The sequence below is a fragment of the Bacillus sp. N13C7 genome, from assembly GCF_026790065.1.
Classification (GTDB): Bacteria; Bacillota; Bacilli; order Bacillales; family Bacillaceae; genus Bacillus.
The window spans coordinates 305,594-326,130 of the sequence record NZ_JALAMO010000007.1; the positions used below are offsets into that span (position 1 = coordinate 305,594).

18 protein-coding genes are annotated in these 20,537 nt (G+C 44.5%); 14 read left to right on the forward strand and 4 right to left on the reverse strand.

Going from position 1 to position 20,537, the window contains the following annotated elements:
* Positions 1 to 48: 48 nt before the first annotated feature.
* From prfB to minJ, 8 genes are all read left to right on the forward strand, one after another.
* Positions 49 to 1,150 (forward strand): peptide chain release factor 2 gene (gene prfB, locus MOB98_RS09695; protein ID WP_268360487.1). Its coding sequence is split into 2 segments (ribosomal slippage): positions 49 to 120 and positions 122 to 1,150, totalling 1,101 coding nucleotides; the frame shifts between segments, so codons are not numbered across the junction.
* Positions 1,151 to 1,314: 164 nt separating this feature from the next.
* Complete coding sequence (locus MOB98_RS09700) at positions 1,315 to 2,160, forward strand: YitT family protein (RefSeq protein ID WP_268360486.1); 846 nt, start codon at positions 1,315 to 1,317, stop codon at positions 2,158 to 2,160.
* Positions 2,161 to 2,208: 48 nt separating this feature from the next.
* Complete coding sequence (gene cccB, locus MOB98_RS09705) at positions 2,209 to 2,547, forward strand: cytochrome c551 (protein WP_268360485.1); 339 nt, start codon at positions 2,209 to 2,211, stop codon at positions 2,545 to 2,547.
* 233 nt (positions 2,548 to 2,780) lie between these two features.
* Positions 2,781 to 3,467, forward strand: coding sequence for a cell division ATP-binding protein FtsE (gene ftsE / locus MOB98_RS09710; RefSeq protein WP_003228039.1), 687 nt, complete (start codon positions 2,781 to 2,783; stop codon positions 3,465 to 3,467).
* Positions 3,460 to 4,350: a permease-like cell division protein FtsX gene (gene ftsX, locus MOB98_RS09715; protein ID WP_268360484.1), complete on the forward strand. Its 891-nt coding sequence runs from the start codon at positions 3,460 to 3,462 to the stop codon at positions 4,348 to 4,350. The genes ftsE and ftsX overlap by 8 nt, the downstream gene beginning before the upstream one ends.
* Before the next feature lie 139 nt (positions 4,351 to 4,489).
* A complete protein-coding gene (ctpB, locus tag MOB98_RS09720; protein ID WP_268360483.1) occupies positions 4,490 to 5,932 on the forward strand; it encodes a carboxy-terminal processing protease CtpB in 1,443 nt (480 codons plus the stop codon).
* A gap of 384 nt (positions 5,933 to 6,316) precedes the next feature.
* Entirely contained in the window at positions 6,317 to 6,670 is a 354-nt protein-coding gene (gene swrA, locus MOB98_RS09725) for a swarming motility protein SwrAA (RefSeq protein ID WP_103747342.1), read from the forward strand.
* A 78-nt stretch (positions 6,671 to 6,748) separates the two neighbouring features.
* Entirely contained in the window at positions 6,749 to 7,945 is a 1,197-nt protein-coding gene (gene minJ / locus MOB98_RS09730) for a cell division topological determinant MinJ (protein ID WP_268360482.1), read from the forward strand.
* A 47-nt stretch (positions 7,946 to 7,992) separates the two neighbouring features.
* Here minJ and MOB98_RS09735 read toward each other — a convergent pair whose 3' ends face one another.
* The 3 genes from MOB98_RS09735 to MOB98_RS09745 all read right to left on the reverse strand — a co-directional run bounded on the left by MOB98_RS09735 (position 7,993) and on the right by MOB98_RS09745 (position 12,497).
* Positions 7,993 to 9,327 carry an MFS transporter gene (locus MOB98_RS09735; RefSeq protein WP_268360481.1) on the reverse strand — a complete coding sequence of 445 codons (1,335 nt, stop codon included), beginning with the start codon at positions 9,325 to 9,327 and terminating at the stop codon, positions 7,993 to 7,995.
* Positions 9,328 to 9,361: 34 nt separating this feature from the next.
* The gene (locus MOB98_RS09740; RefSeq protein WP_268360480.1) at positions 9,362 to 9,925 is read right to left on the reverse strand and encodes a TetR/AcrR family transcriptional regulator; all 564 of its coding nucleotides are present in this window, start codon (positions 9,923 to 9,925) and stop codon (positions 9,362 to 9,364) included.
* A gap of 76 nt (positions 9,926 to 10,001) precedes the next feature.
* On the reverse strand, positions 10,002 to 12,497 hold the full coding sequence (locus tag MOB98_RS09745; RefSeq protein WP_268360479.1) for a PEP/pyruvate-binding domain-containing protein: 2,496 nt from the start codon (positions 12,495 to 12,497) through the stop codon (positions 10,002 to 10,004).
* A 614-nt stretch (positions 12,498 to 13,111) separates the two neighbouring features.
* On the opposite strand from MOB98_RS09745, the gene MOB98_RS09750 reads away from it, so the two are divergent.
* The 3 genes from MOB98_RS09750 to uvrA all read left to right on the forward strand — a co-directional run bounded on the left by MOB98_RS09750 (position 13,112) and on the right by uvrA (position 18,391).
* Positions 13,112 to 13,342 carry a CsbA family protein gene (locus MOB98_RS09750; RefSeq protein ID WP_003228053.1) on the forward strand — a complete coding sequence of 77 codons (231 nt, stop codon included), beginning with the start codon at positions 13,112 to 13,114 and terminating at the stop codon, positions 13,340 to 13,342.
* Positions 13,343 to 13,525: 183 nt separating this feature from the next.
* Positions 13,526 to 15,511 (forward strand): excinuclease ABC subunit UvrB, encoded by a 1,986-nt coding sequence (uvrB, locus tag MOB98_RS09755; protein WP_268360478.1) that lies wholly within the window; start codon positions 13,526 to 13,528, stop codon positions 15,509 to 15,511.
* A gap of 6 nt (positions 15,512 to 15,517) precedes the next feature.
* On the forward strand, positions 15,518 to 18,391 hold the full coding sequence (uvrA, locus tag MOB98_RS09760) for an excinuclease ABC subunit UvrA (RefSeq protein ID WP_268360477.1): 2,874 nt from the start codon (positions 15,518 to 15,520) through the stop codon (positions 18,389 to 18,391).
* A 46-nt stretch (positions 18,392 to 18,437) separates the two neighbouring features.
* On the opposite strand, the gene MOB98_RS09765 is transcribed toward uvrA, so the two are convergent.
* Positions 18,438 to 18,668: a hypothetical protein gene (locus MOB98_RS09765; protein WP_268360476.1), complete on the reverse strand. Its 231-nt coding sequence runs from the start codon at positions 18,666 to 18,668 to the stop codon at positions 18,438 to 18,440.
* A gap of 218 nt (positions 18,669 to 18,886) precedes the next feature.
* On the opposite strand from MOB98_RS09765, the gene yvlA reads away from it, so the two are divergent.
* Genes yvlA through MOB98_RS09780 form a run of 3 tightly spaced genes read left to right on the forward strand, consistent with a single transcriptional unit; the run spans position 18,887 to position 20,537 of the window.
* Positions 18,887 to 19,213 (forward strand): protein YvlA, encoded by a 327-nt coding sequence (gene yvlA, locus MOB98_RS09770; protein ID WP_268360475.1) that lies wholly within the window; start codon positions 18,887 to 18,889, stop codon positions 19,211 to 19,213.
* Positions 19,214 to 19,237: 24 nt separating this feature from the next.
* Entirely contained in the window at positions 19,238 to 20,335 is a 1,098-nt protein-coding gene (locus MOB98_RS09775; RefSeq protein WP_268360474.1) for a DUF4097 family beta strand repeat-containing protein, read from the forward strand.
* Positions 20,336 to 20,339: 4 nt separating this feature from the next.
* On the forward strand, positions 20,340 to 20,537 hold the full coding sequence (locus tag MOB98_RS09780) for a PspC domain-containing protein (RefSeq protein WP_268360473.1): 198 nt from the start codon (positions 20,340 to 20,342) through the stop codon (positions 20,535 to 20,537).

A 20,537-nucleotide genomic window follows, 5' to 3' on the forward strand; every position in this document is an offset into this window, starting at 1 on the left:
GACCGCGGCGCCTGTGGCGCCCGCGGATCTTTTAATGAGGTGAATGGAATGGAATTATCAGAAATCAGAGCAGAGCTCGAAAATATGGCTTCTCGTTTAGCGGACTTTAGGGGGTCTCTTTGACCTCGAATCAAAGGAGGCCCGCATTGCTGAGCTAGATGAACAAATGGCTGATCCGGAATTCTGGAATGATCAGCAGAAAGCCCAAACAGTCATCAATGAAGCTAACGGTATAAAGGATTACGTCAATTCGTATAAAAAATTGAATGAATCCCATGAAGAATTGCAAATGACTCATGATCTTTTGAAAGAAGAGCCGGACGCAGACCTCCAGCTTGAGCTTGAAAAAGAACTAAAATCATTGACGAAAGAGTTCAATGAATTTGAGCTTCAGCTTCTTCTGAGTGAGCCGTATGATAAAAACAATGCAATTTTAGAATTGCACCCTGGTGCCGGCGGTACAGAGTCACAGGATTGGGGCTCTATGCTTCTCAGAATGTATACCAGATGGGGAGAACGCCGCGGTTTTAAGGTGGAAACGCTCGATTACCTTCCAGGTGATGAGGCCGGAATTAAGTCAGTCACATTGCTGATCAAAGGGCACAACGCTTACGGTTATCTCAAAGCGGAAAAAGGTGTCCATCGTCTCGTGCGGATTTCACCGTTTGATTCATCAGGCCGCCGTCACACGTCTTTCGTTTCATGTGAAGTCATGCCTGAATTTAACGATGAAATTGATATTGATATCCGTACAGAGGATATTAAAGTCGATACGTACCGTGCAAGCGGCGCGGGCGGACAGCACGTCAATACGACGGATTCAGCTGTTCGGATTACCCACTTGCCGACGAATGTGGTTGTGACGTGCCAAACGGAGCGCTCACAAATTAAAAACCGTGAAAGAGCTATGAAAATGCTGAAGGCCAAGCTGTATCAGCGCAGAATTGAAGAACAGCAGGCAGAGCTTGATGAAATTCGCGGTGAACAAAAAGAAATCGGCTGGGGCAGCCAAATCCGCTCTTACGTATTCCATCCGTATTCCATGGTAAAAGACCATCGAACCAATACAGAAATGGGGAACGTTCAAGCGGTAATGGACGGAGATATTGATACATTTATCGATGCCTACCTGCGTTCTAAGCTTTCATAACCAGAAAAACACACCTGATAGATGCAGGTGTGTTTTTTCATTCCTTCAACCCTTGATTTCACTGCTGCTTTAGCATATTACCACTGCATTTGGGTGTTATTTACATCTAATCGGGGAAGGCTTAAAATGCTATCGGAGAGCATTGGAGAAACGGAGGATATATGATGGATGTTCGGAATCAAACACTACGGGTTTTGCGGGATTATGTATACATACTGATAGGGGCAGCGATTACAGCCGTATCCTTTAATGTATTTTTGCTTCCAAATAAGATTGCCGCCGGCGGTGTCAGCGGAATTAGTACAATTTTACAGTCGTATGGTTTTGAAGCTGCATATGTACAGTGGATTATTAATATCCCTTTATTTATTGCCGGTGTCATTTTGCTTGGCGGAAAATTTGGCCTTAAGACGCTTGCGGGTTCTGTGTTTTTGCCGCTTGTTGTATTTTTGACAAGGGATATTCAGCCCGCTACTCATCATGAGCTTCTGGCGGCGATTTTTGGCGGTGTCGGCATCGGTGTCGGCATTGGGATTGTGTACTTAGGGAAAGGATCGACGGGAGGAACGGCCTTGGCTGCACAGATTATTCATAAGTACTCCGGTCTGTCGTTGGGGACGTGTCTCGCCCTCATTGACGGATTGATTGTCGTTTCGGCTATGGTTGTATTTAATATTGAGCAAGGCTTATATGCCATGCTTGGGGTCTTTGTCTCCAGCAAAACCATTGATGTCGTTCAAGTCGGCTTCAATCGTTCAAAAATGGCGCTCATTATTACAAAGCAGGAGCAGGCTGTTAAGGAAGCCGTTTTACAGAAGATTGACAGAGGCGTTACGAAAATCTCTGCGGTCGGCGGATATACGGACGATGAACGTCCGATTTTAATGTGTGTGGTTGGGCAAGCTGAATTCACCAAATTGAAACAAATCGTCAAACAGATTGATGAGTCTGCGTTTGTGATCGTGGCAGACGCGAGCGAGGTGCTGGGCGAGGGTTTCAAACGCGCTTAAACGAGGTTATAATATGGAAGAGATCGTAAAGGAGTTGTGCTTCTCAACATGAAATCAAAGTTATCGATACTAATGCTTGTATTTGCGCTTTCTGTTCTGTTGGCTGCCTGCGGTTCAAATGATGCAAAAGAAGAGAAGACAGACACCGGCAGCAAGACCGAAGCCTCTGCATCCGAAGGGGAAGAGTTATATCAGCAAAGCTGCGTAGGCTGCCACGGCAAGGATTTAGAAGGTGTATCAGGTCCTAATCTCCAGGAGGTCGGAGGCAAATACGACGAGGACAAAATTGAAAGCATTATTAAAAACGGCCGCGGCAATATGCCAAAGGGGCTTGTAGAAGATAAAGAAGCCGCCGTTATTGCCAAATGGCTGTCAGAAAAAAAGTAAGATGAGAAAATCCTTGCCGCAATGCAGGCAAGGATTTTTTATGCCATGACAATATGAATGAAAAGAAACTGTAATAGTATTATGTCTAAATTTGACGTATAATGAAGTGTATTGAAAAAAGAAACTTTCAGATTTTTCATCTTTTTACAAATGAGTGGGTCATAAATTGTCGAATGCATTCGAAGAGTATGACCGTGTGATACATAAAATGATATAAAAGATTAGGTGATTTCATGATAGAGATGAAAGAAGTATACAAGGCCTATCCGAACGGCGTAAAAGCGCTCAATGGGATTTCTGTTACCATTCATCCCGGCGAGTTTGTTTATGTGGTCGGTCCGAGCGGGGCGGGTAAATCTACTTTTATTAAAATGATTTACAGAGAAGAAAAACCAACAAAAGGACAAATTTTAATCAATCATAAAGATCTCGCTACAATTAAAGAAAAAGAGATTCCTTTCGTGCGTCGCAAAATAGGCGTTGTCTTCCAGGATTTCAAGCTTCTGCCGAAGCTTACTGTTTTTGAAAATGTGGCATTTGCCCTTGAGGTGATTGGAGAACAGCCGTCTGTCATTAAGAAACGGGTGCTTGAAGTGCTTGATCTCGTACAGCTGAAGCATAAAGCAAGACAATTTCCTGACCAGCTTTCGGGCGGGGAGCAGCAGCGTGTATCTATTGCCAGATCCATTGTGAACAACCCCGATGTTGTCATTGCTGATGAACCTACAGGAAACCTTGATCCGGATACATCCTGGGAAGTCATGAAGACGCTGGAGGAAATTAATAACCGCGGGACAACAGTCGTGATGGCGACACATAATAAAGAAATCGTAAACACCATGAAGAAACGTGTCATTGCAATCGAAGATGGTATCATTGTGCGTGATGAGTCAAGAGGGGAGTATGGTTCATATGATTAAAATTCTCGGGCGCCACTTGCGTGAGAGTTTTAAATCTCTCGGGAGAAACACATGGATGACATTTGCATCCATTAGTGCTGTAACCGTTACGCTGATTTTAGTCGGCGTGTTTTTAGTGATTATGCTGAATTTGAATAACATGGCCACGAATGCTGAAAAACAAGTCGAAATCAAAGTGTTGATCGATCTGACTGCAGATCAGAAGGCACAGGACAAGCTTCAGAACGATATTAAGGAACTGAAGGGCATTCAGAGTGTCACTTTTTCATCTAAAGAAAAAGAGCTAGACCAGCTGGTTGACAGTTTTGGTGACAGCGGTAAATCCCTGACGATGCAGGATCAGGAGAATCCGCTTAATGATGCGTTTGTCGTCAAAACGACAGATCCGCATGATACGCCGAATGTGGCGAAAAAGATCGAAAAAATGGATCATGTATATAAAGTCACTTACGGAAAAGAAGAGGTCAGCCGTTTGTTTAAAGTGGTCGGCGTTTCCCGCAACATTGGAATCGCGTTAATTATCGGCCTGGTATTTACGGCGATGTTCTTAATTTCCAACACCATTAAAATTACAATTTTCGCAAGAAGAAAAGAAATTGAAATCATGAAGCTTGTAGGCGCGACGAACTGGTTTATCCGCTGGCCGTTTTTCCTAGAAGGATTGCTGCTTGGCGTATTCGGTTCCGTGATTCCGATCGCACTGGTGCTGAGCACTTATCAATACGTCATCGGATGGGTCGTTCCGAAGGTTCAGGGATCATTTGTCTCTCTTCTTCCTTATAATCCATTTGTATTCCAAGTTTCATTAGTGCTGATTGCAATCGGCGCAGTGATTGGAGTATGGGGAAGCCTGACTTCCATCCGCAAGTTTCTGCGAGTATAACGAGAAAAAAGCCGTTCCGCTACCGGACGGCTTTTCTTTTGCCTTCTTTTTCTTCTATGATTACATGAAATCTCCATCCTTTACATATACTATCTCTAGGTTTTGATAAAGACAGTCTGGCATACAGGAGGAGTAAAGGATGAATCAAAAAATAATGGCTGTGATCGCAGCGGGGAGCATGCTGTTCGGGGGCGCCGGCGTATATGCGGGAATGAACCTGCTTGAGGTGGATAAGCCCCAGACCGCAGCTGTTGCCGCGACGGCACAGGCTGATTCTGAACGGGATAAGGCGATGGATAAAATCGAAAAAGCGTACGAGTTAATTTCGAATGAGTACGTTGAAAAAGTTGATAGAGAAAAGCTGCTCGAGGGAGCCATCCAAGGAATGCTGTCTACGCTGAATGATCCTTATTCTGTCTACATGGACAAGCAGACGGCTAAGCAATTTTCTGATTCTCTTGATTCCTCATTTGAAGGTATTGGGGCTGAGGTTGGAATGGAGGACGGCAAAATTATCATTGTGTCTCCATTTAAGAAATCACCAGCAGAAAAAGCCGGGCTCAAGCCTAATGATGAAATTATCAGCATTAATGGAGAATCGATGGCCGGCAAGGATTTAAACCACGCTGTACTAAAAATAAGAGGAAAGAAAGGGTCCAGCGTTTCAATGAAGATTCAGCGGCCCGGTACGAAGAAGCAGCTGTCATTCCGGATCAAAAGAGCTGAGATTCCGCTCGAAACGGTTTTTGCTTCAGAGAAAAAAGTACAGGGGCACACTGTCGGATATATCGCCATCTCAACTTTTTCTGAGCATACCGCAGAGGACTTTACAAAGGCGCTGGGCAATCTTGAGAAAAAAGGAATTGAAGGCCTGGTCATTGATGTCCGCGGCAATCCGGGCGGGTATCTTCAAAGTGTGGAAGAAATTCTTAAGCAATTCATCACAAAGGATCAGCCGTACATTCAAATTGCTGAACGTAACGGTGATAAAAAACGGTATTTCTCAACATTGGCCCAGAAAAAAGCGTATCCTGTCAATGTCATCACAGATAAAGGGAGTGCTTCCGCCTCAGAGATCCTTGCCGGGGCATTAAAAGAAGCAGGGCATTATGATGTTGTAGGTGATACGTCCTTTGGTAAGGGAACTGTTCAGCAGGCGGTTCCGATGGGAGATGGAAGCAACATTAAATTAACGCTTTACAAGTGGCTGACGCCAAATGGGAATTGGATTCATAAAAAAGGAATTCAGCCGACCATTGCGATTAAACAGCCTGATTATTTTTCCGCCGGGCCTTTGCAGCTGAAGGAACCGCTTAAAGTGGATATGAACAATGAAGACGTCAAGCATGCACAGGTATTATTAAAAGGCCTCAGTTTTGATCCGGGACGTGAAGATGGCTATTTCAGCAAGGACATGAAAAAAGCGGTCATGGCCTTTCAGGATCAGAACAAACTGGATAAAACGGGCGTAATCGACACACGCACCGCAGAGACATTAAATCAGCTGATCGAAAAGAAAAAATCTGATGAAAAAAATGACTTGCAGCTTCAAACAGCACTGAAATCATTAGTTATTAATTAAAGGAGATGGAATTCCATCTCCTGTTTCTTTGTGCTTAAAGAGGTAATGGATCATAAGTCACATAAAAAATGAGTTTTTGACAAGAATTTAAAAAAATTTTCACAAATAAACATTTATAAAGGACTGTGATTACCCGATATCAATATATGAGAGAGACTTTCTAACGAGTTAATATGCATTTAAAATGAAACTTTTGCAAGTTGCCTAGTCTTTGTTTACTTCATACAATATAAGAAGGTTCTAAAAAGAACAGTAAACAGGTTTATGGCAGCTGAACGACAGGTATTTAACAGGGTAACGATAACGAGAATGCTTGTTAGCACTCCAGTACTGCTGCTTATACTGGCCCGTGCTTATCTGTATAATGAAAATGGGGGTTCACAATTGAAGAGGGCAAGTATTGTGCGTGAAAAAAAATATTATGAATTAGTGGAACAATTAAAAGACAGAACACAAGACGTAACATTTTCAGCTACAAAAGCACTAAGTCTTCTTATGCTATTCAGCAGATATTTGGTCAATTATACCAATGTCGAATCAGTAAATGATATCAATGAAGAATGTGCCAAACATTATTTTAATTACTTAATGAAAAACCATAAACGATTAGGCATCAATCTGACAGATATCAAAAGGTCGATGCACCTGATCAGCGGGTTGTTGGATGTGGACGTAAACCATTATTTAAAGGATTTTTCACTATCGAATGTCACGCTGTGGATGACGCAAGAAGGATAAACACTCCTGAGGATATCCAAGCCATTTAATATTTGATAGAATATGAGTAACATGTTTGGCTTGAGGCGGTGAAAGATAGTGTCTGTTCAATGGGGATTTGAACTGTTAAAAAGTGCGGGCCTCTTCTTCTTACACCCGCTTTTCTGGTTTTTTATCATCATAAGTCTGGCTTTCGGCTATGTAAGAATCAAACGGGAACGAAAAACCTTTCATACAAGAATTGCAGATATTTATGATGAACTGAAATTTACTTATACAAAGGGACTGATCCCAGGTATCCTTCTGTCGGTTGTTTTAGGGGTACTTGGAATTTCAGTTCCTCTCGGTTTACTTGCGATTATTGCCGTTATCACTGCAGCGGCAGCGCTCACTCTTCGCGCAAACTGGATGTCTGCTGCATATATCGTCAGCGTGAGTATGCTGATCGGTTTTGGACTGCAAATGAATCAGGCGGAACCTTTTCTAGAGAGATTTCCGCAAGGATTTGCAGTTGTTTGGCCGGCTATGGCTGTGTTTTTAGGCTTGCTGGTTATCATCGAGGGAGCGGTTGCTTATCGCTCTGCACATGTGAGAACGTCACCGGCACTTGTCGTGAGCAGCCGCGGTTTGCCGATCGGCCAGCAGCTGGCAAACCGGATATGGCTTTTGCCGCTGTTCCTGCTCGTACCCGGCAACGGATTAGAATCGCACCTCAGCTGGTGGCCTGTGTTTACTGTTCCCGGCGGATCATTCCACTTTCTATGGATTCCTTACTTTGTCGGATTCGGACAAAGGGTGCAGGGATCTCTGCCTGAAACGAGCATAAGGATCACAGCGAAACGGGTTTGTATTCTCGGCCTTGTTGTCACAGCTCTCGGTGCAGCAAGCATACTGTGGACGCCGCTTGCGGGTGCAGCCGTCTGTGCAGCTGTATTAGGGCGTATTTTTCTGTCCATTAAGCAAAGGGTGAATGATAACGCGGCTCCGTTTTATTTCTCGAAACGTGATCAGGGCTTAATGGTGCTTGGGATTATACCAAATACGCCAGCTGAGGATCTGGAATTGAAAATCGGGGAAATCATTACGAAAGTCAATGGCATACCCGTTAAGAACGTATCTGATTTTTATGAAGCGCTCCAGCATAACCGTGCATATGTGAAGCTTGAGATTATCGGTTTGAATGGAGAAATTCGTTTTGATCAGCGTGCTTCTTATGAGGGAGAACATCATGAATTGGGCATCCTTTTCGTAAAGGATGACCGTGAGGACGAAGCCGCCGCTTTGTCCGGATCATAAGAGACAGCCCGGCACCGCAAGGAGAAGCGGTGCCGGGCTGTTTTGTGTTACGCTGAGTTTTTTTCCACCTGTTCCGTTTTATCAGATTTGATCCCTAATGAAACAAAAACGCCAATGATGGAGACGGCAAAGAGAATCATAAATAACGTGTGATATCCGGAAATCAGGCCGATTAAGGCAGATGAAATGATGCTTCCGAAATAACGGAAGGTCGAGAAAATGCCGGACGCCACTCCTGACATGCTTGAGTCTACTGTAGCAAGGGACGACACCTGCATGCTGGTCAGTCCGACTCCGGATGCGAGCCCTCCGAGGATGAGAGAAATCATCAGGAATAAGACCGAGTGAGAGCTGCTTAAGAACAAAAATAATAGATTCGCTCCAGCCATCATGGCAAATGAAAGAAAAATGATTTTTTTTGCCCCCCATTTGTGATGGAGCTGGGCGCCGACCCAGTTGCTGGCTGACATAAAGATCGAAAACACAGAAAGCGCCATGCCGCTGTTCGACGTATTCAGCCCAAATTGGCTCGTCATGAATAACGGCATGATCAATAAGACGGCATACATCATCAGATTGCTTAGCAAAACTGATAGATTGGCATTTGTAAAGGTTGAGCTTTTAAACAGTGTAAAATCGATAATTGGGTGCTGTGTGCGTTTTTCTCTTCTGAAAAAAAGCGGGACAAAAAGAAGTATCAATACACTGTATACTGCATAACCCCACGAAGCCTCATTTTTGGTCAGCAGGATAATTGAAACAATGCTGCCTGCGAGCAAGAGAGAGCCGATAATATCAAGCGGCGCGTCAGATTTGTTTTCTTTATACTGAGGAAACATCGTGAATGCTGTAAATAAAGCAATGGCGAGAAACGGGATATTCACCCAAAAAATTGAATGCCAGCTGAAGCTGTCAATCAGCATAGAGCCGATGAAAGGCCCTAGTGCTGCTCCAAGTCCTGCGCCAAGCCCAAAAAATCCAAATACCTTCGGAAGGCGTTTTTCAGAAACTACGTGGCGGATAATGGCAATGCTGTTTGGCGTAAGCAGTGCGCCGCCTACAGCCTGCAATGCCCGAAACACAATCAATAGCAGCAGGCTAGGTGAGAGTGCGCAGCCTAAGGACGCGATAAGAAAAAGGCCGACGCCCCATAAATACATGGTTTTATTGCCGTACATGTCCCCGAGTTTTCCCGCGATCGGCTGTGTGACTGCCATCACGATTAAATAAACGGTAACCACCCAGGTGATGCTTGCGATGGACTCGTTATACGTATGGGATATAGATGAGAGCGCAACCGCGATCATCGTTGAGTTAATGGGAACCAGGATGGCACCCAATAATAGCGAGACGATCAGCGCCCATTCTTTTCTTGAGCTCATGGGGATCCTCCTTTTTGTTATGCCAAGGAGATCATCAAGAAATTCCTTTGACAAATAGAGCTGTGCTATGCTCCAGCATTTTTTCCTGGGGCATGGAAATCACCCGGTCTCCCAAATGGAGACGGTGAATAAAATAACCGAAAATGATCGACATGAACACATCGGCATGCTCCGCTTCATGTCCTGTCTGAATAACCCCTTTTTCGCCCATCGTTTTGAGATAATCAACCAATAGCTGTTTCATAGATTGAGGATATTCAGTGACATGGTTGATGACATCCTGAAACATGGCGGGTTCACGAAAGCTGATTTTAATGATATCTTTTCTTTGTTCGAGCTCCTCCAAGAGACAGGTTCCGATATGAAGCAGGTCTTTGTACAAATCGCCTTCTGTTTGTTCCAAAATGCTGCTTCTGTTTGGAGAATGCTGAGAAAGCAAAGCTTCGACTAGCCCCTGTTTGTTTTTGAAATTCCTGAAAATCGTCGCTTCACTTACATTTGCTTTTTCTGCAATTTCTTTTGTAGTCGTTGCGCGATATCCTTTTTTGACGAGCAGCTGCATGGCAGCGTCAAGGATTCTCTTGTTTGTCGGTCTCAATACGTTTCACCTCACGAATATACTGGCAGGACAAGTATACACCTGCCCCGCTTGTATAAGAAAGAGGGAGAACGCATCAGGCCCGGCTGACTACCGTGATTTTGCCGCTGCTTCCGTCAACAGTGATGATGTCTCCGTCCCGAAGTCTTTCCGTTGCTGTACGTGTGCCGAGAACGGCGGGAATGCCGTATTCGCGGGCAATAATCGCAGCGTGAGACAAAATGCCCCCTGTGTCTGTAATAATTCCTTTTGCGTCTTGAAACAGGCTGGTCCATAGCGGTGTGGTCATTTTGCAAACAAGGATTTCCCCAGGCGCGAAGTGAGAAAATTCACTGGCGTCCCGAATGATTTTCACCGGACCTGTTGCAATGCCGCTTGATGCTGCAATGCCAAATATATGATTCTCCGTGTTTTTTTCATCCTCTATCACCGCGCCGACAATTTCTTCAGCAGCTTTAAGCTGTTCTTTAGTCGGAGTGCCGAGATAGGCAGGAGCTTGGGCCAGCTCATACTCTTGAAAAATCTGTCTGCGTTTTTCAGCCTTTTCTTGCAGGGGTACAGGGTGAAGAAGCGCTTGTTCCACTTCGTCATCATATAAGAACCAAAGGTCCTCACGATCATGAATGACACCGTTTTCCGCCAGCAATTCACCTATCTTCAGCAGAAAGATTCTCGCCTTGGCATCCAGCATGGCGTCAATATAAAAGTGGTGATCATCTTTTATATTTGCAGAGCTCAGCGTCCATTGATAAAGGCGGTCAAATTCAGTGCGTAAACCGGGATCTTCTATGTTTTCCAAGAATTCATTGTATAATTTCTCTCGTTTTTCTTTCGTTTTCTGAAATTCATTGTCAAAATGATAGCCATTACGGACATAATTTTGAATATTGGCCAGAGCGAAATACGGATTTTCCACCCAGATTTGTTCAATCAGATCATGACTTTTAACAGATCTCCATCCGTATTCTTGCAAGAATTCATGGACGTTCTTCAGGAAGTGTTTTCCCTCATCTGTTTGTTCCAATTTCTCCTGGAGCTGTTCAGGCTTGTTGTTTTCAAAAATGGCCAGAAGGTTCGGGTTCTCCTGAACTTCCATAGAAAATAGCCATAAGCAACGGTCCGTTTCCAGTGATTTGTTCATTTTTCCTGTCAGCATCTCGTAAAAATGAGCGTTTTCGGACTCTCCTTGAATGTCCTGATACATCGCTTGCAGTTTGTTTGTTAAAAGGATTTGCGGGAAAACGATATTGAAGTGCTCTTCATAAGCCGTGAGATAAAAGGCCTTTAGTTTTTGAAAAGCATCCAGTGCGCTTTCTGCGGTATGCTCAGTTTGTGCGAGCTGGTCCAGTGTCCGGTAAAAAGGGAGGTATGTGTGATTGATGATGTCATACATATGCTCCGATAAAATCGGGAAAAGCTCTTTGCCACAGTCTTCAGAAGGAGGCTGCTGTCCGCCTTGGTTTTTGGAATAAATATGTCCGCGATAAAGTTTTACTTCATCAACAACTACACCAATCGGAAACTTTTGCATGCTCTTCTTCAAACCATATTCCAATGCCGGCACGATGAAGGATGAAAATAACGGACTCACCGGACCTTCAATATTAGACTCCATGTTAAGCCAGAAATCATTCATATCAGTGTCGGTAATCATGAAGCTGCGTTTTTCTTCTGCCGCCTTTTTGTCCTGATCAATGGTTGTAATCGGACGAGCCTGCAGAAGGTATATTTGATGATCAGCAATTCCAAATTCTATATCGACAGGATATCCGTACAGGTCTTCGGTTTTTTTTGTGATTTCAGCCAATTCAATCACTTGTTCATCTGTAAGGCAAAAACGGCTGCGCATGTCTTCACTCGTTTCTTTTTCAGCAATTCCTTCTGCCGCAGACTCCATGTAGATTTCCTTAGCACCTATTTCTTTCTGAATCTCAAACGAAGATTTATTAACGATAAACGTGTCTGGGGTAACACTTCCTGAAACAACAGCTTCACCCAACCCGTAGCTGGCGCTGATTAAAAGCTCTCTATCATCATGGGTAACAGGGTTGCGGCTGAAGATAACACCTGACATTTCTGAATCGATCAGCCCCTGAACGACTATTCCCATTAACGGCTCTGCGATTTGATTGTTCATTTTTTTCTTATAGCTGCTGACCCGCCCAGAAAAAAATGAGGCCCAGCATTCTTTCACTTTAGCCAGAAACTCTTCCTCTGTTTTGATATTTAAGTAGGTTTCATATTGACCCGCGAATGAGGCGCCTTCTAAATCTTCCGAGGCAGACGAAGAACGCACGGCTACGGATCGATATGATTCTCTAAGCTTATAAAAGGAACTAGTCAGCTCATTTTTCAGCTCAACCGAAAATGTTCCGGAAATGATCCCGCTTTCGACGTTTTCACTAGTCTCTTGAAGCTGGTTGTCCTCCATAAAACGTGCGAGCGCATTCGTTTGAATAATAAACCCGTCCGGAACAGGAAGACCGTGTTTGGTCAATTTAATCAAATTCATTCCTTTTGCTCCAGCCAGCTGGCTGGACTCTTCTGCCTGGCGAAATAAAACAGAATACATATTTGAAACCCCTCTTTCCTTCATTTTATTTTTCTCTCTAGTCTTTTTATGGCGGAGCCAGTGTTTAAAAATGATAGTAAACACTATCATTCAATTGTAGATTTTCAGGAAAATGCTGTCAAACTCAGAAAGTCCTAAATAAAATGAATAGTTAAGTTAGTTAGATTATCATGAAAAATGGTGCGGGACTGGTGCTGTATGCCTATTTTCTATTATTCTCGGAGACTGACAGCGGTCATGCATTCATAAAAAAGTGCCGCTGATAAGAACAGCGGCACTGTGTGTTATTTGTATTTTATTTACTTTATGATACTGATTGCTTTCTCGGGAGTCACATACGAACTTGAACTTCATATTTGTCCACTCCATTTTCATGGAGTACTGGCCAGCCCTCACAACCATAATGTAATTTTTATTGTTTATATTCTATTTTATTCATTATCATGGTTTGATCTGTCGATGTTTCTGTGGGCTGGGACCAAAGTGCAGAGATGATGATTGATTTAGGCTGAAAAAGGGTATGGTGTAGAAAGAGGGAACGATTGCACGATTGTCCGATTCTTCATTTTTTACTATAATCAGATCAGATGAAGAATCCTTGAGGAGGGTTTTTGTTGATTACAAAAGCCGTTTTTGCATTGTTTTTCCCTTTTATGCTTGTTGTCCTTTTTACAAGAGTCACCTTTAATCATTATGTAGCGATCGCTCTAACAGCTGCATTGCTGTTTGCCTCTTATTTAAAAGGCTATACAGAAACGTATTTTATTGTAGGATTGGATGTTGTGTCTCTTGTGGCTGGCGGATTGTACATGGCCAAAAAAGCTGCTGAGAAAAAAGAAGAATAAATCGGACATAATGAATATAACGACTGAATTCCTGCTTTTACGTTTTAAAAGCAGGTTTTTTATACACGAAAACAGCTGGAAATAAAAAACCACCGAACTTTAGTTCGTATTTTTAGTGATTTTGCATCCTATTGTGTTACTATATCTATAGGAAGATTTCGTAAAGAAACGGAGGCTTATTTTGTGAAAGATCGCTTTGAGTTAGTCTCGAAATACCAGCCCCAGGGAGATCAGCCGAAAGCCATTGAAAAACTTGTAAAAGGAATTCAGGAGGGCAAGAAGCATCAGACTCTGCTGGGTGCGACAGGAACGGGCAAAACATTTACGGTGTCCAATTTGATTAAAGAAGTCAATAAGCCGACTCTCGTGATAGCCCATAACAAAACCCTCGCCGGACAGCTTTACAGTGAGTTCAAAGAATTTTTTCCGAACAACGCTGTTGAGTATTTTGTCAGCTACTATGATTATTATCAGCCGGAGGCGTATGTGCCTCAAACGGATACATTTATAGAGAAAGACGCAAGTATTAATGATGAAATTGATAAACTGAGACACTCTGCTACTTCGGCTTTATTTGAGCGGAGAGATGTCATTATTATTGCGAGTGTGTCTTGTATATACGGACTCGGTTCGCCTGAAGAATACCGGGAAATGGTCGTGTCGCTGCGGCCAGAAATGGAAATTGAGCGCAACGAATTGCTCAGAAAACTTGTAGACATCCAGTATGCCCGCAACGATATCGACTTTCAGCGCGGTACGTTTCGTGTGCGCGGAGATGTAGTGGAAATCTTCCCTGCCTCCCGTGATGAACATTGTGTCAGAGTTGAATTTTTCGGTGACGAAATCGAACGGATCCGGGAAGTGGATGCCCTGACAGGTGAAATTCTCGGCGACCGCGACCATGTTGCGATTTTCCCGGCGTCCCACTTCGTAACGCGGGCGGAGAAAATGGAGAAAGCCATTCAAAATATCGAGAAGGAACTGGAGGAGCAGCTGAAGGTCATGCATGAAAACGGCAAGCTGCTTGAGGCACAGCGTTTAGAGCAGCGCACAAGATATGATCTTGAAATGATGCGGGAAATGGGCTTCTGCTCCGGCATTGAGAACTATTCAAGACATTTGACGCTTCGGCCTCCGGGTTCAACGCCATATACGCTTCTTGATTATTTCCCAGACGATTTTATGATCGTGGTGGATGAGTCGCATGTGACGATTCCTCAGGTGCGCGGCATGTTTAACGGAGACCAGGCGCGGAAACAGGTGCTCGTGGATCACGGCTTCCGGCTTCCATCAGCGCTTGATAACCGTCCGCTCCGGTTTGAGGAATTTGAAAAGCATATGCACAATATCGTGTATGTATCAGCAACACCGGGTCCGTATGAAATTGAGCATACGGATGAAATGGTCGAGCAGATCATCCGTCCGACAGGGCTTCTTGACCCGCTTATTGATGTGCGTCCGATTGAAGGCCAGATTGACGACTTGATCGGCGAGATTCAAGCAAGAATCGAACGGGATGAACGGGTGCTCGTGACAACCCTGACGAAAAAAATGTCAGAGGACCTGACTGATTATTTGAAGGAAATCGGCATTAAAGTAAACTATCTGCATTCAGAGATTAAGACGCTTGAACGGATTGAAATCATCCGTGACCTGCGCCTCGGCAAGTATGATGTGCTTGTCGGCATCAACCTGCTGAGAGAAGGCCTCGATATTCCCGAAGTCTCTCTCGTTGCGATTTTGGACGCAGATAAGGAAGGCTTCCTTCGTTCGGAGCGGTCGCTTATCCAGACCATCGGACGTGCAGCGCGGAACGCGGAAGGCCGTGTCATTATGTATGCTGATAAAATCACGAAGTCTATGGAAATTGCCATTAATGAAACTAAACGCCGCCGCGAGCAGCAGGAGCGGTTTAATGAAGAGCACGGCATTACGCCGAAAACAATAAATAAAGAAATTCGCGATGTCATTCGTGCAACGGTAGCGGCTGAGGATAAAGCGGAATACAAAACAAAAGCCGCGCCGAAGCTGTCGAAAATGACGAAGAAAGAACGCCAGAAAGTCGTTGAACAGATGGAGCACGAAATGAAAGAAGCCGCCAAGGCGCTTGACTTTGAAAGAGCCGCGGAGCTTCGCGATTTACTTTTAGAGCTAAAAGCGGAAGGATGATGAACAATGGCTATGGATCGGATAGAGGTGAAGGGAGCCAGGGCGCATAACCTGAAAAATATCGATGTGACAATTCCAAGAGATCAGCTTGTCGTTGTTACAGGATTGTCTGGATCAGGGAAATCCTCCCTTGCCTTTGACACCATATATGCAGAAGGCCAGAGACGGTATGTCGAGTCGCTGTCTGCCTATGCCCGCCAGTTTTTAGGGCAAATGGATAAGCCGGATGTTGATGCAATTGAGGGGCTGTCTCCCGCTATCAGCATCGATCAGAAAACCACGAGCCGGAATCCGAGGTCTACTGTCGGCACGGTAACTGAAATTTATGATTATCTGCGTCTTTTGTATGCGAGAGTAGGGAAGCCTCATTGTCCGGAGCACGGGATTGAAATTACATCGCAAACCATCGAGCAAATGGTTGACAGAATTCTTGAATACCCGGAACGGACAAAGCTTCAGGTGCTGGCCCCGATTGTATCGGGCCGAAAAGGCGCTCATGTCAAAGTGCTTGACCAGATCAGAAAACAAGGCTATGTCAGAGTCAGAATTGACGGCGAAATGGCAGAGCTTTCTGATGATATTGAATTAGAAAAGAATAAAAAGCATTCGATTGAGGTTGTCATTGACCGGATTGTGGTGAAAGAAGGCGTGGCAGCCCGTCTGTCAGATTCACTTGAAACGGCGCTTCGTTTAGGTGAAGGGCGGGTCATGATTGATGTCATCGGTGAGGAAGAGCTGATGTTTAGTGAGCATCATGCCTGCCCGCACTGCGGATTTTCAATCGGTGAGCTTGAGCCGCGGCTGTTTTCGTTCAACAGCCCATTCGGAGCGTGTCCGACGTGTGATGGTCTCGGAATGAAGCTTGAAGTGGATGCGGATCTCGTCATCCCCAATCAAGATTTATCATTAAAGGAGAATGCCGTCGCTCCTTGGACACCGATCAGTTCACAGTATTATCCGCAGCTACTTGAGGCGGTCTGCACCCATTACGGTATTGATATGGATGTGCCGGTAAAAGACCTGCCGAAGGACCAGCTGGATAAAGTGCTGTACGGCAGCGGAGATCATCTGATTTATTTCCGTTATGAAAATGACTTTGGGCAAATACGTGAGGGCGAAATTCAATTTGAAGGCGTATTGCACAATATCGAAAGACGGTATAAGGAGACTAGCTCTGATTTCATCCGTGAGCAGATGGAGCAGTATATGTCTCAGAAGTCTTGCCCCACTTGTAAAGGCTACCGGTTAAAGAGAGAGGCGCTTGCCGTATTGATTGACGGACGCCATATCGGGAAAATTACCGAGCTATCTGTCGGTGACGCACTGGCTTTCTTTAAAGGCCTTACTCTTTCCGAGAAAGATATGAAGATTGCTGATTTGATTCTGCGCGAAATTGTGGAGCGCTTAAGCTTTCTGGACAAAGTCGGCCTTGATTACCTGACATTGAGCAGGGCTGCGGGAACACTGTCCGGGGGAGAGGCGCAGCGCATCAGGCTGGCAACGCAAATCGGTTCACGTTTATCCGGTGTCCTTTATATTTTAGACGAGCCGTCTATCGGCCTGCACCAGCGTGATAACGACCGTTTGATCAGCGCTTTGAAGAATATGAGAGACCTTGGAAACACGCTGATTGTTGTCGAACACGATGAGGACACGATGATGGCAGCCGATTATTTAATTGATATTGGACCGGGCGCCGGCATTCACGGCGGACAGGTGACGTCTGCAGGTACGCCGGAAGAAGTGATGGAAGATCCAAACTCATTGACGGGCAGCTATTTATCTGGGAAAAAGTTTATCCCATTGCCTCCTGAAAGAAGAAAGCCGGACGGCCGTTACATTGAGATTAAAGGCGCTGCAGAAAATAACCTGAAAAAAGCGAATGCCAAGTTCCCGCTTGGAACGTTCACAGCGGTTACAGGGGTTTCCGGCTCAGGAAAGAGTACCCTCGTTAATGAAATTTTGCACAAGGCGCTGGCGCAAAAGCTTCATAAAGCCAAAGCGAAGCCCGGCAGCCACAAAGAGATTAAAGGCTTGGACCATTTAGACAAAGTCATTGACATTGACCAGGCGCCAATCGGAAGAACGCCGAGATCCAATCCTGCGACATACACCGGTGTGTTTGATGACATTCGTGATGTATTCGCACAGACCAATGAAGCGAAGGTGCGCGGCTATAAAAAAGGCCGTTTCAGCTTTAACGTGAAGGGCGGGCGATGTGAAGCCTGCCGCGGAGACGGGATTATTAAAATTGAAATGCACTTCCTTCCTGATGTATACGTTCCGTGCGAGGTATGCCATGGTAAACGATATAACCGAGAAACGCTTGAAGTGACGTACAAAGGAAAAAGTATTTCTGATGTGCTTGATATGACGGTGGAAGATGCTCTTTCTTTCTTTGAAAATATCCCGAAAATCAAGCGTAAGCTCCAAACTCTCTATGATGTCGGTTTAGGTTATATTACGCTCGGCCAGCCGGCGACGACCTTGTCGGGCGGAGAAGCGCAGCGTGTGAAGCTCGCATCGGAGCTTCACAAACGGTCAACAGGGCGCACGCTCTACATTTTAGATGAGCCGACGACAGGTTTGCACGTCGACGATATCGCCAGACTTCTTGTCGTGCTTCAGCGTTTGGTGGACAACGGAGATACGGTTTTAGTCATCGAGCACAATCTCGATATCATTAAGACAGCGGATTATATTGTGGATCTGGGGCCAGAAGGCGGAGCCGGAGGCGGAACCATTGTCGCGTCGGGCACGCCTGAGGAAATTACTGAAGTGGAAGAATCGTATACAGGCCGCTATTTGAAGCCTGTTATGGAGCGTGACAAAAAACGCATGAAATTGATCTTGGAAGCGAAAGAAACGGCTACATCTTAAAACCCTCTATTTAGTAGAGGGTTTTGTCTTTTCTTTGCAGTATATCTTACAAAGTCTTCTTATACAGCTGCTTGCTGACACTCATTAAATCTTGAACAATATGCGTATTGCTGCTATCGAGCAGCACTTTTATATATTGAATATCGTGAGAGATCGGAAAAGGTCCGTGAATCTGTTCAAGCTCGGCGATCATTTCACGATTCATTCTTTTTTGTTCATGAATTAGTTGTAACACCGATTCTTGTGTTACTGTATAGTCACTGGGATCTTTCTCCATTGCTTGTCCAGCCTCCTTGATTGCCGTAAGCTTTTTACATATTGTAATCGGTACAGCGGAAAGATTCTACTTCTAAAACTTTTTAAAATCCAATTTCCGTAAATCGGAGCATGTCTAAAGAATGAATTTGAAACCCTGAAGAGGTTTTAAACGTATGAATAAGTAAAACGTCCCTGATCTTTTGTCATGGTCATTTCACAATAGGAGTGTGGAACGAATTGAATCGTAATCAAGCTATTATTGCATCACTTTGTTATTTCAGTGTGTTCATTGCGCCAATCATTGTGCCGGTTGTCGCTTATTTTGTTGTGACTGAGAAAGAAACCAAACGCCATGCGCTTCGTTCTCTTATTTCTCACATTGTTCCGTTTGTCGGCTGGCTGGTCCTTTTTATTGCTTTTCTTGGCGGAGCCGTTGCGATTAATGGAGACAGCCTGCTGCCTGTATTTGTGATTATTGGTGGAGCGGTTATTTATTTCTTGGTTGTCATTGGCATTATCATTTGGAATGTGATTCAGGGCATTAAGGTGCTGCGTGCAGCATAAGTAGACAATGGGGAGGAGATCGCAATGAAGCAAGAAAAGGAACGGATCCTTAAGCTTGTGGAGGAAGGAAAGCTTACAGCACAAGAGGCTTTGACATTGATTGAAAAGCTTGACAGCGACTACAAGGAAAAGGAAGACAAAATCACAGCGCTCTCAGTTCATGTGCATGACGAGGAAGAGCCATTTACAGCAGCAAAAAAAGATAGCGGCAAGCCGTCTTTAGGAGCCAAGCTGTTTGATTGGATTGATTCTGCCGTGAAAAAGGTCAAGGAAGTCGATCTCGATTTGAACTTTGGCCATGCGTATGATGTTCAGCACATTTTTCAATTTAAAGATACTGACTTTTCCAGTGTTGAGCTTCAAATCGCCAACGGCAGCGTGAATATCGTCCCTTGGGAGGACGAGGATATCAGAGCGGAATGCCAGGCGAAGGTATATCGCGCTGACAGCCAGGACGCAGCGAGACATGCGTTTCTTCAGCATATTGAATGTGAAATTAAAGGAAATAAATTTTTTATCCGTACTGAGAAGAAAACGATGAAAACCAATGTGACGCTGTACATTCCTCAGAAGGAGTATGATAAGATTCGGGTGAAGCTGTTTAACGGTCCGGCCAGAGGGGAACATTTACATGTAAAAGAGTTCTCAGCGAAAACGACAAACGGCGTGCTGTCGTTTTCACATTTAACAGCCGAAAAAGCCATAGCGGAAACGGCCAACGGGCAAATTAAGCTTGCCAGCCACAACTGCGGCACGATAGAAGCGGAAACCATTAACGGATTGATCGATCTCCGCGGGAGAAGCGAATCGATTGATGTTCAAAGCTTTAACGGGAATATTGCGATAAACGTAACAGAATCGGACTGCCGCTCCATTTACTCGAAAACGACGACTGGAAATGTGGAGCTTTCGATTCCAGACGATCTTGCCGTGAAGGCGGAGCTGAAAAGCAATCTTGGTTCGCTGTCCCATGAATTAATGGATGTTGAGATGCTGAAAGAAAAAAATGATACCATTCAAAAAGAAATGATGTTCACTTCAAATCAGGCACACGATCAAAACATCACCGTCTTCTCAGAATCACTAACAGGCGCCATCAAACTAAAGTACTCACAGAGGTGATCGAATGAATCAGCTTTATCGTTCAGAAAAAAACAAGAAAATTGCCGGTGTCATTGGCGGTCTCGCAGAATATTTCAATTGGGATGCATCACTCCTCAGAGTCATAACGGTCATCTTAGCTATTATGACAAGTGTTTTCCCTGTTTTGCTCATTTATATCATTTGGATTTATATCGTCCCGTCAGAAAGGGATATGAAATGA

Excerpts from the sequence above, each read along its gene's own strand:
- ctpB (WP_268360483.1), top strand. The coding sequence starts at position 4,490 with ATGAATCAAAAAATAATGGCTGTGATCGCAGCGGGGAGCATGCTGTTC.
- MOB98_RS09700 (WP_268360486.1), top strand. The coding sequence starts at position 1,315 with ATGGATGTTCGGAATCAAACACTACGGGTTTTGCGGGATTATGTATAC.
- MOB98_RS09780 (WP_268360473.1), top strand. The coding sequence starts at position 20,340 with ATGAATCAGCTTTATCGTTCAGAAAAAAACAAGAAAATTGCCGGTGTC.
- MOB98_RS09765 (WP_268360476.1), bottom strand. The coding sequence starts at position 18,668 with ATGGAGAAAGATCCCAGTGACTATACAGTAACACAAGAATCGGTGTTA.
- cccB (WP_268360485.1), top strand. The coding sequence starts at position 2,209 with ATGAAATCAAAGTTATCGATACTAATGCTTGTATTTGCGCTTTCTGTT.
- MOB98_RS09745 (WP_268360479.1), bottom strand. The coding sequence starts at position 12,497 with ATGTATTCTGTTTTATTTCGCCAGGCAGAAGAGTCCAGCCAGCTGGCT.
- MOB98_RS09775 (WP_268360474.1), top strand. The coding sequence starts at position 19,238 with ATGAAGCAAGAAAAGGAACGGATCCTTAAGCTTGTGGAGGAAGGAAAG.
- ftsE (WP_003228039.1), top strand. The coding sequence starts at position 2,781 with ATGATAGAGATGAAAGAAGTATACAAGGCCTATCCGAACGGCGTAAAA.
- ftsX (WP_268360484.1), top strand. The coding sequence starts at position 3,460 with ATGATTAAAATTCTCGGGCGCCACTTGCGTGAGAGTTTTAAATCTCTC.
- uvrA (WP_268360477.1), top strand. The coding sequence starts at position 15,518 with ATGGCTATGGATCGGATAGAGGTGAAGGGAGCCAGGGCGCATAACCTG.
- MOB98_RS09735 (WP_268360481.1), bottom strand. The coding sequence starts at position 9,327 with ATGAGCTCAAGAAAAGAATGGGCGCTGATCGTCTCGCTATTATTGGGT.